11 protein-coding genes are annotated in these 12,945 nt (G+C 64.3%); 4 read left to right on the plus strand and 7 right to left on the minus strand.

Going from position 1 to position 12,945, the window contains the following annotated elements:
* Position 1: 1 nt before the first annotated feature.
* Both GR138_RS09900 and speB read left to right on the plus strand, forming a co-directional pair.
* Positions 2-739, plus strand: coding sequence for an aspartate/glutamate racemase family protein (locus tag GR138_RS09900; RefSeq protein ID WP_160858870.1), 738 nt, complete (start codon positions 2-4; stop codon positions 737-739).
* Positions 740-835: 96 nt separating this feature from the next.
* Positions 836-1,807 (plus strand): agmatinase, encoded by a 972-nt coding sequence (gene speB / locus GR138_RS09905; RefSeq protein ID WP_160858872.1) that lies wholly within the window; start codon positions 836-838, stop codon positions 1,805-1,807.
* Positions 1,808-2,032: 225 nt separating this feature from the next.
* Here speB and GR138_RS09910 read toward each other — a convergent pair whose 3' ends face one another.
* From GR138_RS09910 to GR138_RS09940, 7 genes are read right to left on the minus strand one after another with little or no spacing between them, the layout of a single operon-like run.
* On the minus strand, positions 2,033-3,469 hold the full coding sequence (locus tag GR138_RS09910) for an NAD-dependent succinate-semialdehyde dehydrogenase (RefSeq protein WP_160858874.1): 1,437 nt from the start codon (positions 3,467-3,469) through the stop codon (positions 2,033-2,035).
* A 19-nt stretch (positions 3,470-3,488) separates the two neighbouring features.
* A complete protein-coding gene (locus GR138_RS09915; RefSeq protein ID WP_160858876.1) occupies positions 3,489-5,435 on the minus strand; it encodes a 3-hydroxyacyl-CoA dehydrogenase NAD-binding domain-containing protein in 1,947 nt (648 codons plus the stop codon).
* A 31-nt stretch (positions 5,436-5,466) separates the two neighbouring features.
* Positions 5,467-6,726: a CaiB/BaiF CoA transferase family protein gene (locus GR138_RS09920; RefSeq protein WP_160858878.1), complete on the minus strand. Its 1,260-nt coding sequence runs from the start codon at positions 6,724-6,726 to the stop codon at positions 5,467-5,469.
* Positions 6,723-7,757, minus strand: a complete 1,035-nt coding sequence (locus GR138_RS09925) for an ABC transporter ATP-binding protein (protein WP_160858880.1) — start codon at positions 7,755-7,757, stop codon at positions 6,723-6,725. Before GR138_RS09925 ends, GR138_RS09920 begins: the two co-directional genes overlap by 4 nt.
* A complete protein-coding gene (locus GR138_RS09930) occupies positions 7,754-8,752 on the minus strand; it encodes an ABC transporter ATP-binding protein (RefSeq protein WP_160858882.1) in 999 nt (332 codons plus the stop codon). The genes GR138_RS09925 and GR138_RS09930 overlap by 4 nt, the downstream gene beginning before the upstream one ends.
* Positions 8,749-9,585: an ABC transporter permease gene (locus GR138_RS09935; RefSeq protein ID WP_160858884.1), complete on the minus strand. Its 837-nt coding sequence runs from the start codon at positions 9,583-9,585 to the stop codon at positions 8,749-8,751. The genes GR138_RS09930 and GR138_RS09935 overlap by 4 nt, the downstream gene beginning before the upstream one ends.
* Before the next feature lie 4 nt (positions 9,586-9,589).
* Positions 9,590-10,603 (minus strand): ABC transporter permease subunit, encoded by a 1,014-nt coding sequence (locus GR138_RS09940; protein WP_160858886.1) that lies wholly within the window; start codon positions 10,601-10,603, stop codon positions 9,590-9,592.
* 165 nt (positions 10,604-10,768) lie between these two features.
* Here GR138_RS09940 and GR138_RS09945 point away from each other — a divergent pair, with 165 nt between their 5' ends.
* Positions 10,769-11,626, plus strand: coding sequence for an IclR family transcriptional regulator (locus GR138_RS09945; protein WP_160858888.1), 858 nt, complete (start codon positions 10,769-10,771; stop codon positions 11,624-11,626).
* Between the two features lie 23 nt (positions 11,627-11,649).
* Complete coding sequence (locus GR138_RS09950) at positions 11,650-12,942, plus strand: acetoin dehydrogenase dihydrolipoyllysine-residue acetyltransferase subunit (protein ID WP_160858890.1); 1,293 nt, start codon at positions 11,650-11,652, stop codon at positions 12,940-12,942.
* The last annotated feature ends 3 nt before the right edge of the window (positions 12,943-12,945 follow it).

Consider the following 12,945-nt stretch of genomic DNA (forward strand, 5'->3'; position numbering starts at 1 on the left):
AATGGCCATTTACAAGGTCCGCCCACAGGCCGAATCCTACGGCCACGAGATCGGCATCCTGCTGATCGACTGCCGCACCCCCTTCATTCCCGGCGACGTCGGCAATGCAAGTTCCTACGGCTACCCCGTGCTCTACCGCACCGTGCCGGATGTGACCCTCGACCGCCTGATCGAACAGGGCGACCTGTCGCTGACCGAAAAGGTCATCGAGACGGCGCGCGCCCTTGAAGCCAGCGGTGTCCGGGCCATTGCCAGCGATTGCGGTTATATGATGCATTTCCAGGAGCAGGTCGCGGCCGCTGTCTCCATCCCGGTCATGCTGTCCTCGCTGCAGCAACTCCCCTTCATGGCCTCGCTGCTGGGACCGCGGCAGGCCATCGGCATCATCTGCGCCAATCGCCGCCGCCTCACTGATGCCTTGCTGGAGAAGGCCCATCCGAACGGCCACATTGCCCTCCATGTTGCAGGCCTGGAAAACTGCCCCAACTTTCGCGCGCCCGTTCTCGACGAGACCGACACCCTCGATAGCGACGCCATCGAGGCCGAAGTCGTCAAAACGGCTGAAGCGCTCTGTGAAGAGCATCCGCAAATCGGCGCAATCTTGCTGGAATGCTCGAACCTGCCGCCATATGCGCATGCCGTCCAGGCTACCACGGGCCGCCCGGTTTTCGATTTTCTCACGATGATCGATCACGTCCGCGCGGCCTGCCGGCGAAGGATCTATGTTGGCGGCTATTGAACGCCCCGATTCCCAACTAAGCTTGATACCGATTCCGCCCGACAGGCGGGACGTCCTGTCATGTGCGTTCCTTTTGATACCATGGAGAAAACCGGTATGCATGAGAAATTCCATCAACCTGTCGATGCGGCCAAGGTACCCCGGTTTGCCGGTCATGCGACGTTCATGCGGCTACCGGCCGTTTCATCCCCGAAGGGCCTGGACATCGCCTTGGCCGGCATTCCCTGGGACGGTGGAACGACCAATCGGGCCGGCGCGCGCCATGGTCCCCGGGAGGTCCGCAACCACTCGAGCCTGATGCGAAGTACTCACCACGTCTTCAAGACCGAGCCGTTCCGCGTCGCCAATATCGCCGATGTCGGTGATCTCGCGGTTAATCCGATCGATTTGCTGGATGCCCTTCGGCTCATCGAAGCCGGTGCAGCCGAAATCGTCGACGCGGGCGCGATCCCCCTTTGTGTTGGCGGCGATCATCTGACGACCCTACCCGTATTGAGGGCCGTCGCGGGAGAAAAACAGGTTGGGCTCATTCAGTTCGATGCCCATTCCGACACGAATGACACCTATTTCGGAAACAATCCCTATACGCATGGCACGCCCTTCCGGCGCGCGATTGAAGAGAAGCTCCTCGACCCGCGCCGTATCGTGCAGATCGGCATTCGCGGATCGATCTACGCGCCCGATGAGCATGACTGGGCGGTCGCTCAGGGCATTCGCATCATCTATATGGAAGAGTTCGTTGGTCGCGGCGTCGAAAGCGTCATGGAAGAAGCACGCCAGATTGTCGGCCAGGCCCCAACCTATGTAACATTCGACATCGACGCGATCGATCCGTCGATGGCCCCTGGAACCGGTACGCCGGAAATCGGCGGTTTCACAACAAGGGAAGCGCAGCAGCTCATTCGGCTGCTCGATGGCCTCAATCTCGTCGGTGCGGATGTCGTTGAAGTTTCCCCGCCATTCGACCTTGCCGACATGACCTCAATCGCCGGCGCGACCATCATGTTCGAACTGATGTGCATCCTGGCAAGGCAGGTCGAAAGAACGCGGGGAGCCGCAATCGGCTAGTTTGCCCGATTAATCTGGCCCGCTCACGGCAACAGCTCTGCCGAAGGACCGGTTGCCGCTGCTTAGCCTCGCAAGGCTTGCGAGATAAAGTCGAGAAGCGCCGGGAGACTCGACGCTGCTCGACAACTTGATGGGTCAGGGATTTTTAGTTGGCTTTGAAGGGAGCCGAATTGTGGTTCCCTTCCAGTCGGTTCGCCAAGCCCGTTTTCCCTGCGCCTTGGACCGTCATCCCTTTCGCGTCACCAGACGGGTATCGAGATACGCCTGGAGTGCCTCGGAGCCGCCTTCGGTGCCGTGGCCGGAATCCTTGAGACCACCGAAATGCACCTCGGGTAGCGCCAGTCCCAGATGGTTGATCGACAACATGCCGGCTTCGATCTCGTTGCCGAGCCGCGTCGCGGTGGCGCTGCTTTGCGTGAAGGCGTATGCGGCAAGACCGTAGGGCAACCGGTTGGCCTCGGTGATCGCCTCGCCGAGGTCGCCGAACCGATTGACCACGGCAACGGGGCCGAACGGCTCCTCGCTCATGATACGGGCCGAAAGGGGGACATCTGCGAGCACCGTCGGCTCGAAGAACCAGCCCTCGTTGCCGAAACGGCGCCCGCCTGTCTTCAGCTGCGCCCCCTGCTCGACGGCATCGCTGATCAGGCTTTCCAGCGCCGGAATCCGGCGGTCGTTTGCAAGCGGCCCCATGTCGACACCAGCATCGAGACCGTTGCCGACCCGGATCGCCTTCGCCCCGGCCGTGAAGCGTTCGGTGAAGGCGTCGGCGATCCGCTCCTGTACGAGGAACCGCGTCGGCGAAACGCAGACCTGTCCCGCATTGCGGAACTTGTTGGCGACCATCAGGTCCACGGCGAGGTCGAGATCCGCATCCTCGGCGACAATGATCGGCGCGTGCCCGCCGAGTTCCATGGTGGCCCGCTTCATATGCGCACCGGCGAGCGCCGCCAATTGCTTGCCGACGGGTGTCGAGCCGGTAAAGCTGATCTTCCGGATGACAGGATGCGGGATGAGATATTCAGAAATCTCCGCCGGCACGCCATAGACGAGATTGATGACGCCGGCCGGAATGCCCGCATCGGCAAAGGCCCGGATGAGGGCGGCCGGCGAGGCCGGCGTTTCCTCCGGTGCCTTGACGATGATCGTGCAGCCGGCAGCGATGGCCGCCGAGAGCTTGCGCACGACCTGGTTGATCGGGAAATTCCATGGCGTGAAGGCAGCGACCGGTCCGACGGGCTTCTTCAGGGTAATCTGCAGGACATCCGGTGCGCGGGAGGGGATGACCTGGCCGTAAGCGCGCTGCGCTTCACCGGCGAACCACTCGATGATGTCGGCGCCGGCCAGCGTTTCGACGCGCGACTGCGACACCGGCTTGCCCTGCTCCATCGTCATCATGACGGCGATTTCATCGACCCGTTCGCGCAGGAGATCGGCTGCCCGTCGCATCAGCTTGGCGCGATCGTAAGACGATGTGGCGCTCCATGCGGGAAAGCTGCGGTCAGCCGCCGCCAGTGCCGCGTCGAGATCCGCGCGGTCGGCCCAGGCTACGCTGCCGATCGGCTGGGCAGTCGCGGGGTTGACGACGGGAATGGTCCTGCCGCCGGATGCCGGGCGCCAAACGCCGTCGATGAAAAGCAATGTATCGGGATAGGTCGTCATCATACGGTCCTCATTATGGTCATGTCTTGCCTAGCCGCCCGGCCTGGAACATTGGCCCGCCACGTTTTCGCGGAAAGCCATAGCCGTGAACTTCGACAAGGTCGATATCGGCGGCGCCAAGTGCAATACCTTCGGCAAGAATTGCATGCCCCTCTTCCGCCATGGTCGCCATCAACCGGGAAACGATCGCCTCGCCCGCCATCTCTTTTTTCGCGCCGACAAGCGGCGCGATGATCCGCTGCGCATCCATGGAGGTCTTTGGGCGACGGTCGTCCGCGGCATAGTCGTACCAGCCGCCACCGGTCTTCTGCCCCTTGCGTCCGGCGCGCACCAGAAGATCCCCGGGCATGTCCGGCACTGGCATCCCGCGGGCGCGGGCCGCCTCGCGGTAGAGGTAGGCGATATCGAGACCCGCCATGTCCTGCATTTCGAAAGGGCCCATCGCAAAGCCGAAAGCCCGCATCGCCGCATCGACGGCGGCAATGTCGACACCGCCGCACACCAGCGCCTCCGCTTCCGTCCGGTAGCTGCGCAGAATGCGGTTACCGATGAAGCCATCGCAAATGCCCGACCGCACGGGAACCTTGCCGAGGCGACGGGCAAGATCATAACCCGTTGCCAGCACATCCAGCGCAGTGTCGGGCGTCGGCACGATCTCCAGCAGTTTCATGACCTGCGCTGGGCTGAAGAAATGCAGGCCGAGAAAACGCTCTGGCCCCGGCAACCCGTCGGCGATCAGGCGCGGATCAATATAGGATGTGTTCGTCGCATGGATCGCATCCGGCCGGCAGACGCGACCCAGTTCGGCGAACACCGAGCGTTTGACGGCAAGATCCTCGAACACCGCCTCGATCACCAGATCACACCGCTCGGCTGCGCCATAACCGATGGACGTTTCGAGGCGGGCCATCCATTCGGATGCAACCTCGTCCGACATCAAACCCCGACGACGGGACGATTCAAACAGGCCTGCGAGGGTCGAGCGCGCGCGCAAAACACTCGCCTCGTCCTGCTCGATCAGCACGATGGAAAGGCCGGCATTCAGAAGGGCTGCGGCAATGCCGCTCCCCATCGTCCCGCCACCAACCACACCGACCGTTTCAATTGGGCGCGGGCTCAGAGCACGCAGCTCCGCCGGTCGCAATGCCGCGCGTTCGGCGAAGAAGAGATGGCGCAACGCAGCCGCTTCCTCCGTGGCACGGAGTGCGAGGAAGGTCGACCGTTCGAGCGCAAGACCGGCCTCGACACCGTGTTCGATGCCGTGTTTCAGGGCTTGCAGCGCCTGGGGTGGCGCTGCGGCGCCTCTTGCGCTGGCGGTGATCCGGGCTTCTGCCTCCGTCCAGACGTTTGCAGCGGGCGCAGGAACCACCCGTTCAATACTCGTCGGCGACAACGCCTGCCCGACCACCGCCCGCGCAAAGGCAACGGCGCCCGGCACAAGCGGTTCGTCGACAAGGGTATCAACCAGACCGAGCCGCAGGGCTTCCCTACCATCCGGTGAATGGTTCTCCGCAACGATGCGGATCGCCTCTGTGACCCCGACGACCCGCGGCAGGCGCTGCGTGCCACCGGCGCCTGGGATGATGCCGAGGTTGATTTCCGGCAAGGCAAAACGGGCACTCGCCGTGGCAACGCGAAAACGGCAGCCGAGCGCCAGTTCAAGACCGCCGCCAAGTGCTGCACCCCGGATCGCGGCGATCCAGGGTTTTGCAGCCGCTTCGATGCGGGCCACGACATCCGGCAGGAACGGCGGCTCGGGCGGGCGGTCGAATTCGGCGATATCGGCACCTGCGACGAAGAGTTTTCCTGCGCCGGTCAGAACGACCGCCCGGACATTCGGATCGCCATCGAGCGCGTCCGCCAGTGCCAGCAAGCGTTGCCGCACCGTCCCGCTCAAGGCGTTGACCGGCGGATTTTCGATCGTGACGATCGCGATCTCGCCATCGATTTCGACGTTGACGGTCATCATCGTTTCCTGTTCGGCTTGACGTTCCGGCCTATGCAACCGCGCCCTGAACCGTCTCCGAGGGCGGCGCATCCTGCAGATCGTGGCAGGCGATGACGCCGGCTGCGGCAAGGTTTTCTATGCGGGCATCGTCGAAACCCAGCACGTCGCGCAGGATGCCGCGCGTATCCTCGCCGAGAAGCGGCGGCGCCTTCGCACCCGCATTCACCTGCGCGGCAAGGCCGTGGGCCGGACGGATGAGGGCGACCGTGCCGAGTTCGGGATGCTCCAGATGCTGGACCACTCCACGTTCCGTCACACTGGGGCTTTTCAACGCCTCGGAGACGGACTTGACCTGGCCAGCCGGCACGCTCGCGGCAAGGCAGGCGGCAAGCCAGTGCGCGCAGGTCTCCTCGCGGACGATCTCGGCCAACAGGGGCAGCAACGCTTCGCGATGCACGGCACGCTGGTGGGAGGTGACGAACCGTGGGTCACGGGCAAGTTCCGGCCGCTTGATGACCTGCTCGCAGAAATCGACGAACATGCGGTCGTTGCCGACGGCAAGCGCGAACGTGCCATCGCTCGCGTCGAAAATCTGATAGGGCACGACGGTCGGATGCGCATTGCCGTAGCGCACGGGCTCGACGCCGGCATTCAGGTAACCCGTCCCGACATTGATCAGGAGGTTCAGCGTGGCATCGAGCAGCGCGACGTCGATATATTGTCCCCGCCCGGTATCCCGGCGCTGGTAGAGGGCGGCCAGGATCGATTGGGTGGCGACCATTCCGGCGACGACATCCGTGAAGGCGACACCCAGCCGGTTCGGCGGACCGTCCACCTGGCCGGTAATGGACATCAGCCCGCTTTCGGCCTGCATGATGAAGTCGTAGCCAGGACGGTCGCGTTCCGGGCCCGTCTGGCCGTAGCCGGAAATCGCGCAGTAGATGATGCCCGGATTGACTGCCTTGATATCCTCATAGCCGATGCCGAGGCGCTCCACCGTGCCAGCGCGAAAATTCTCGACGATCACATCGGCCTTGGCCGCGAGATCCAGCACGATCTGCCGACCCTCCGGTGCCTTGAGGTCGAGTGCGATGCTCTGCTTGCCGCGGTTTGTGCAGAGATAATAGGTACTCAGCCCCTTGAAGTTCGGGAAGGACCACGCGCGCGTGTCATCGCCGCCCTTGATGTTTTCGATTTTCCAGACCTCGGCGCCGAGGTCCCCGAGGCTCATGGTCGTCCATGGTCCCGCGAGAACCCGCGTCAGGTCGAGCACACGGATGCCCTCAAGCGGCAATGTCGATTCCGTCATTCCATTCCTCCAGGCCCGCGTCGCTCGCGGGCCGACAAACCTGTCTCCATGGCATTCGGGAAGTGGCAGGCAACCGAATGGCCGTCTTCCCGCTCCGTCAGCGGTGGCTCCAGCTGCGCGCAGAGCGGCTGGGCGATGGGGCACCTCGTCCTGAAGCGGCACCCGGACGGCGGGTTGAGCGGGCTCGGCAGATCGCCCTTCAGGACGATGCGGGTGCGGCTGCGCTCAAGCGCAGGGTTTGCGAGCGGCACGGCGGACATCAGGGCCTGAGTGTAGGGATGAAGCGGCGCGCGGTAGAGCCGGTGTTTTTCGGCAATCTCGACGATCTTGCCGAGATACATCACCGCCACCCGGTTCGAAATGTGCTGCACGACCGAAAGGTCGTGCGCGATGAAGACATAGGCCGTACCGAAATCCCGCTGGATATCCTTCAGCAGGTTGAGCACGCCGGCCTGAACGGAGACGTCAAGCGCGGACACCGGCTCGTCGAGCACCAGCAGGTCCGGTTTCAGCGCCAGCGCACGGGCAATCACCACGCGCTGCCGCTGGCCACCGGAGAGTTCGTGCGGATAGCGTTGCCCGTGTTGCGGATTGAGCCGGACGAGATCAAGCATCTCGGCAACCCGCTCCTTGCGCTGCATGGGCGAAAGATCGCTGATGCGCAGCGGCTCGGCAATGTTTTCCGCGATCCGCATGCGCGGATGCAGCGAGGCATAGGGATCCTGGAAGACCAGCTGAATCTTGCGGCGCAGCGCGCGCATCTCGGCCGGGTTCGCCTCGTTGATGTTGCGGCCACGAAACAGCGTCTCGCCGCTGGACGGCTCGATCAGCCGTAAAATGCAGCGGCCGAGCGTGGACTTGCCGCAGCCGGATTCCCCGACGAGACCGAGTGTCTCGCCCGGCTTCACGTCGAAGGAAACCTCGCTGACGGCATTGACCTGCGCGACCTCCCGTTCAAACAGCAGGCCACCGGTGACGGCGAAGCGCTTGGAGAGGCCACGGACGGACAGAATGGGTTCCGGTGACGTCATGCGGCGCTCCCGATCGGCATCGTGGCGAAATGGCAGGCTGCCGTGTGCTCGCCGTCGGCGAAAACGGGTGGCGGCGTGTGGCGGCAGATGTCCTGCACCTGTGAGCATCGGGGATGGAAGGCGCAGCCGCCCGGCAGCTTGCCGAGCGGTGGCGGAGCGCCATCGATCGAAAACAGCCGTTCTTTTTCCTCGGCCATGTTGGGGATCGAGGCAATGAGCCCGCGCGTATAGGGATGCGCCGGGCGCTCGAAGAGATCGTCCACGCCTGCCTGCTCCACCACCTCGCCGGAATAGACGACCGCAACGCGGTCGGCATGTCCCGCAAGCACGCCGAGGTCGTGGGTGATGAGGATCAGTCCGAGGTTGAGCCGCCGCCGCAGGTCCGTGAGCACATCCATGATCTGTGCCTGGACGGTAACGTCGAGCGCCGTCGTCGGCTCGTCGGCAATCAGCAGGTCCGGATCGTTGGCGACCGCCATCGCGATCATCACGCGCTGGCGCATGCCGCCGGAAAATTCGTGCGGGAACTGGTGGATGCGCCGATCCGGCTGGGGGATCGCGACAAGCGAGAGAAGCTCTGCGGCACGATCCATCGCCGCCTTTTTCGACACGCCCGCATTGTGCAGCCGGATGGTCTCGGCGATCTGCGCGCCAACTGTCATGACCGGATTGAGCGAAGACAGCGGGTCCTGGAAGATCATGGCAATACGCGAGCCGCGCAGCATTCGAAGTTCGCTCCTCGGCATGCCGACCAGTTCGCGCCCCTTGAACTTTGCCGATCCACTGACGGACGCGGTCTTCGGCTGGAGGCCAAGCGCCGCCAGCATGCCGACCGATTTGCCGGAGCCGGATTCACCGACGATGCCGAGCACCTCGCCGTGATCGACATGCAGGTTGATGCCCCGCACGGCTTCAAAGGATTGGCCCTGGCGGGTGAAGGAGACACGAAGGTCGCGGACGGAGAAAAGTGGTTCCTGCTGCATCGCGCCCCTCATTTCGACTTCGGATCGAAATAGTCGTGCAAGCCGTCACCAATGAAGTTGAAGCCCAGCACGATGGTGAGGATGGCAAGACCCGGACCGAGGGCGACCCACCAGGAATAGAACTGCGACGCGCCATCGGAGATCATCGAGCCCCATTCCGGTGACGGCGGTGTCGCGCCGAGGCCGATGAAGCTCAGGGAAGCTGCCAAAAGGATGACCTGGCCGAGATCCATCGTCGCGCTGATCAGGACGGGCGTCCAACAGAGCGGCAGGATATGCTTGAAGAGAATGCGTGTCCTGCTGGCACCGGCGGCGATTGCCGCCTCGACATGCTCGCGCTCGCGGATTTCGAGAACCTGCGCGCGCATCAGGCGGGCGTAGACCGGCCACCAGACGATCACCATGGCGACCGTCGCATTTTCAAGTCCGGGACCGAGCGAAGCCGCAACCGCCATGGCGAGAAGCATGGGGGGAAACGACAACGTGACATCCACCAGCCGCATGATCGACGCGCCGAGAAGACCGCCGGCATAGCCGGATATCGCGCCCAGCATGGCGCCGATTGCCACCGACAGCGTGACGACGATGACGGCGATCGGGATCGAATGTTGCGCGCCGTACAGGGTCCGACTGAACACGTCCCGGCCGAGCGCGTCGGTGCCGAGCCAGTGGCTCCAGCTCGGGGCCTGGAGCCTGCGCCCGACCATGTCGAGGGGCGCGTAGGGGCTCACCAGCGGGGCGAGCACTGTGACCGCCAACCAGAAGAGCACGATGGCGATGCCGATGGCGAGCGGAACCGACAACCAGGATGGCCGACGGAAGGTGGTGAGGGCTATTGCAGTCATGATCTCATCCCAGACGCACGCGCGGATTGGCAATGACATAGGCGATGTCGGTGATGAGGTTCGTCAGGAGGAAGACGACGCCCCCCACGATCGTGACCCCGATGATGGCGGGAAAATCAAGGCCGCGCGCCGCCTCGACCGCATAGGAGCCCATGCCGGGCCAGGAGAAGATCGTCTCCGTCAACACCGCGCCGGTGAGCAGGTAGGCGAAGGAATAGCCGATGACCGTCAATGTCGGCACGAGCGTGTTGCGCAACGCATGACCGATCACGACGCGAAGCTCGCCCGCACCCTTGGCCCGCGCCGTAAGGATGAATTCGCGGTCGAGGACTTCCAGCATGTTGGCGCGCACCAGCCGGGAGATGGTGCCGGCGACGGCCCAGCCGAGCACGAAGGCGGGCAGGATGAGGTGCCACAGCGCATCGATGAAGAGTTTCACATTGCCGGCCAGCAACGTGTCGATGGTCATGAAACCGGTGATCGAAGCTGGTGGCGTTGCGCGCGGATCCAGCCGGCCGGGACCGGGCAGAACACCCCATTTGACCGAGAAGACATAGAGCAGCGCCAACCCCAGCCAGAAGACCGGTATCGACGAGCCGAACAGCGCGAAGAAGCGCGCTGCATGGTCGATGGCGGTGTTGCGGAAATAGGCAGCGAGCACGCCAAGTGTAATGCCGATCGTCGAACCGACGAGCATCGCCGCCAGCACCAGTTCCATCGTCGCCGGCAGACGAAAGAACACATCCTGCGCAACGGGCCGGCGCGTGATGAAGGATGTGCCCATGTCGCCGGTCAGGAGATTGCCGACATAGATCACGTAACGCTCCGGCAGGCTGCGATCGAGGCCCCAGCGCGCCTTTGCGGCGGCAACGGCTGCCGGATCGTTCATCTGACGGTCCGAGACGATCGCCGTCAGCGGATCGCCCTTGGTGACCGTCGTGAGCAGGAAGGCGAGCGTCACGATGCCGAGGACCAGGAAGGGCATCGCGATCAGGCGCCGCAGTATGTATCGTGTCACAAATCGCGTCCTTTAGTCCGTGTGCCACCCGTGTCGGCCGGGAAGATCGATATAGGCATTATTGACAAGAGGCAGCGTCGACGTCAACATAAATGAAATTATATTCCAATTACGAGATGTCGACGGATCCCGACGTCGACATCTCGCCGGAAGGAAAGGCAGCAAATGCGCAAGAGGACCAAACCGGCAGACGGGAGCGAGGGTGCGGAGGTCGGCAATTCGGCGGCATCGCTGACCCGCGGGCTTGAAATCCTGCGCGCGTTTACGGCCGACGACGCCACGCTCGGCAACCAGGACCTCATCGAGCGCACTGGATTGCCGAAGGCGACCGTCTCACGCCTGACCTCGACGCTGGTCGGTCTCGGTTATCTCCATTACGACGAGATGCTTGGCCGCTACAGCATCGGTCCCGCGACGGTTTCGCTCGGCTATTCGGCGTTGAGCTCCAGTGCCGTCATCCATATGGTGCGCCCCCTGATGCAGGAGCTGGCGGACCAGACCGGCGCCGCCGTCGCCCTCGGCACGCGCGACGGGCTGGAAATGGTCTATCTCGCCAATTGCCGCTCGATGAGCCCGGTTTCGCTCAGGTTGAATGTCGGCTCGCGCCTGCCGATCTACCGCACGGCCATGGGCCTCGCCTATCTCGTGGAAATGAAGCCGGAGATCCGCCAGTCGGTGGTCGAACAGCTCGTCGCGGCCGAGCCGGACAAGGCTGCCGACCTCGAACGCCTGGTCGAGAATGCCATCGAGGATCACCGGCGCGACGGCTTCATCAGCGCGTTCGGCAGCTGGCACAGCTACATCAACGCCGTCGGCGTCGCCTTCCGTCCGACGGACGGCTCGCCGCTCGTCGCCCTCACCTGCGGCGGTATCGTCGATATCCTGTCGCGCAACCATTGCCGCGAGATCGTCGGCCCGGATCTCGTCCGGTTGACCCGCCGCCTTCGCGCGCGGCTCGCCGGAGAGCCGGATACGCCCCCGACATCGCCACGCCCGCCCACCTGGAAAACCTCGGCCGAATAGGCAAAAGCCTGCAAGGATCTCCCATGCCCATCCATGTCGTCTATCCGAAGGTCAGCCTCGAACTCTCGAGCGGCCGCATCGCCCGCTGGCTCGTCGCCGAGGGCGAAACCGTCCGGCAGGGACAAGTGCTGTTCGAAATCGACAACGACAAGGCTGCCGTCGAAGTCGAATCACCGGCCACCGGCATCATCCGCGAGCTGACCGGCAGCGAGATCGAGGTCGAGGTCGGCGGCAATGTGGCGCGCATCTACGCCGACGGAGAGCCGCACGGCGACGACAAGGTTGCAGCCGTCGAGACGCCCGCCGCCGAGGTGAAGGCGACGCCTGTCGTTCCAGCGGCGGAGCGGCAGAACGGTCGGCGCCAGCACCCGAACCCCACCCCCCTCGCCCGGCGTATCGCCAGGGAACACGGCATCCTGCTGGACGGGCTTCACGGCACCGGTCCGGGTGGTCGCGTTCAGAAGACGGATGTCATCGCGAAGATCGGCAAGGCCGGGCATGTACGGTCGATGGCGGTCGAGAGCATCGTTCTCCAAGCGCCGCGTGACGCAAGCCGAGCGCCGCTCAACGCCGCCTGGCTGCGCAGGGGCCAAGGTCTTCCCGTCGTCTTCCTCCACGGCTTCAGCGCGGACCTCAACAATTGGCGCGGCATGCTTGCCGGCGCGCGCGGGGACTGGCCGGCATTGGCGCTCGACCTTCCGGCGCATGGCCGTTCGCCGCGCAACGTGCCCGAAGACCTCGAGCGGATGGCGGATCATGTCGAAGCGACGCTTGCCGCCGAACAGGTTGGGCCGCTGGTGCTAGCGGGCCATTCCTTCGGTGGCGCCCTCGCGGCGCGGCTGGCGAGCCGCGGCCAGCTGGATATCCGCGGGCTCTGCCTCTTTGCACCGGCCGGCCTCGGTCCCGAGATCAACGGCGCCTTTGTCGATGGGGTCTTGCGTGCGCGGCGAAGCGAGAGCCTCAGGCCCTGGCTCGAGCTGCTGGCCCACAACCCCGCCACCATCTCGCCAGCCTTCCTGCAGGCCGTCGTGCAGCAGCGTGGTGACGAGGGCCTGACGGCAGCGATGCGCGCCTTTGCCGAACGGTTCTTGCCGGACGGCACGCAGGTGGCGTCGATCCGCAGTGACCTCGCCCGCCTGCCCTGTCCGGTACGCGTCGTCTTCGGCCGGCAGGACCGCATCCTGCCGTTCGCTGCGACCGCCGGCCTGCCCGGCAATGTCGGCCTGCATGCCGTCGACAATTGTGGTCACATGCCGCATCTCGAATATCCGGCGCTCGCGATGACCATTCTCGACGAAGTGAGGCGAAGCAGCTGAGGA

The organism is Shinella kummerowiae (genome assembly GCF_009827055.1).
Classification (GTDB): Bacteria; Pseudomonadota; Alphaproteobacteria; order Rhizobiales; family Rhizobiaceae; genus Shinella; species Shinella kummerowiae.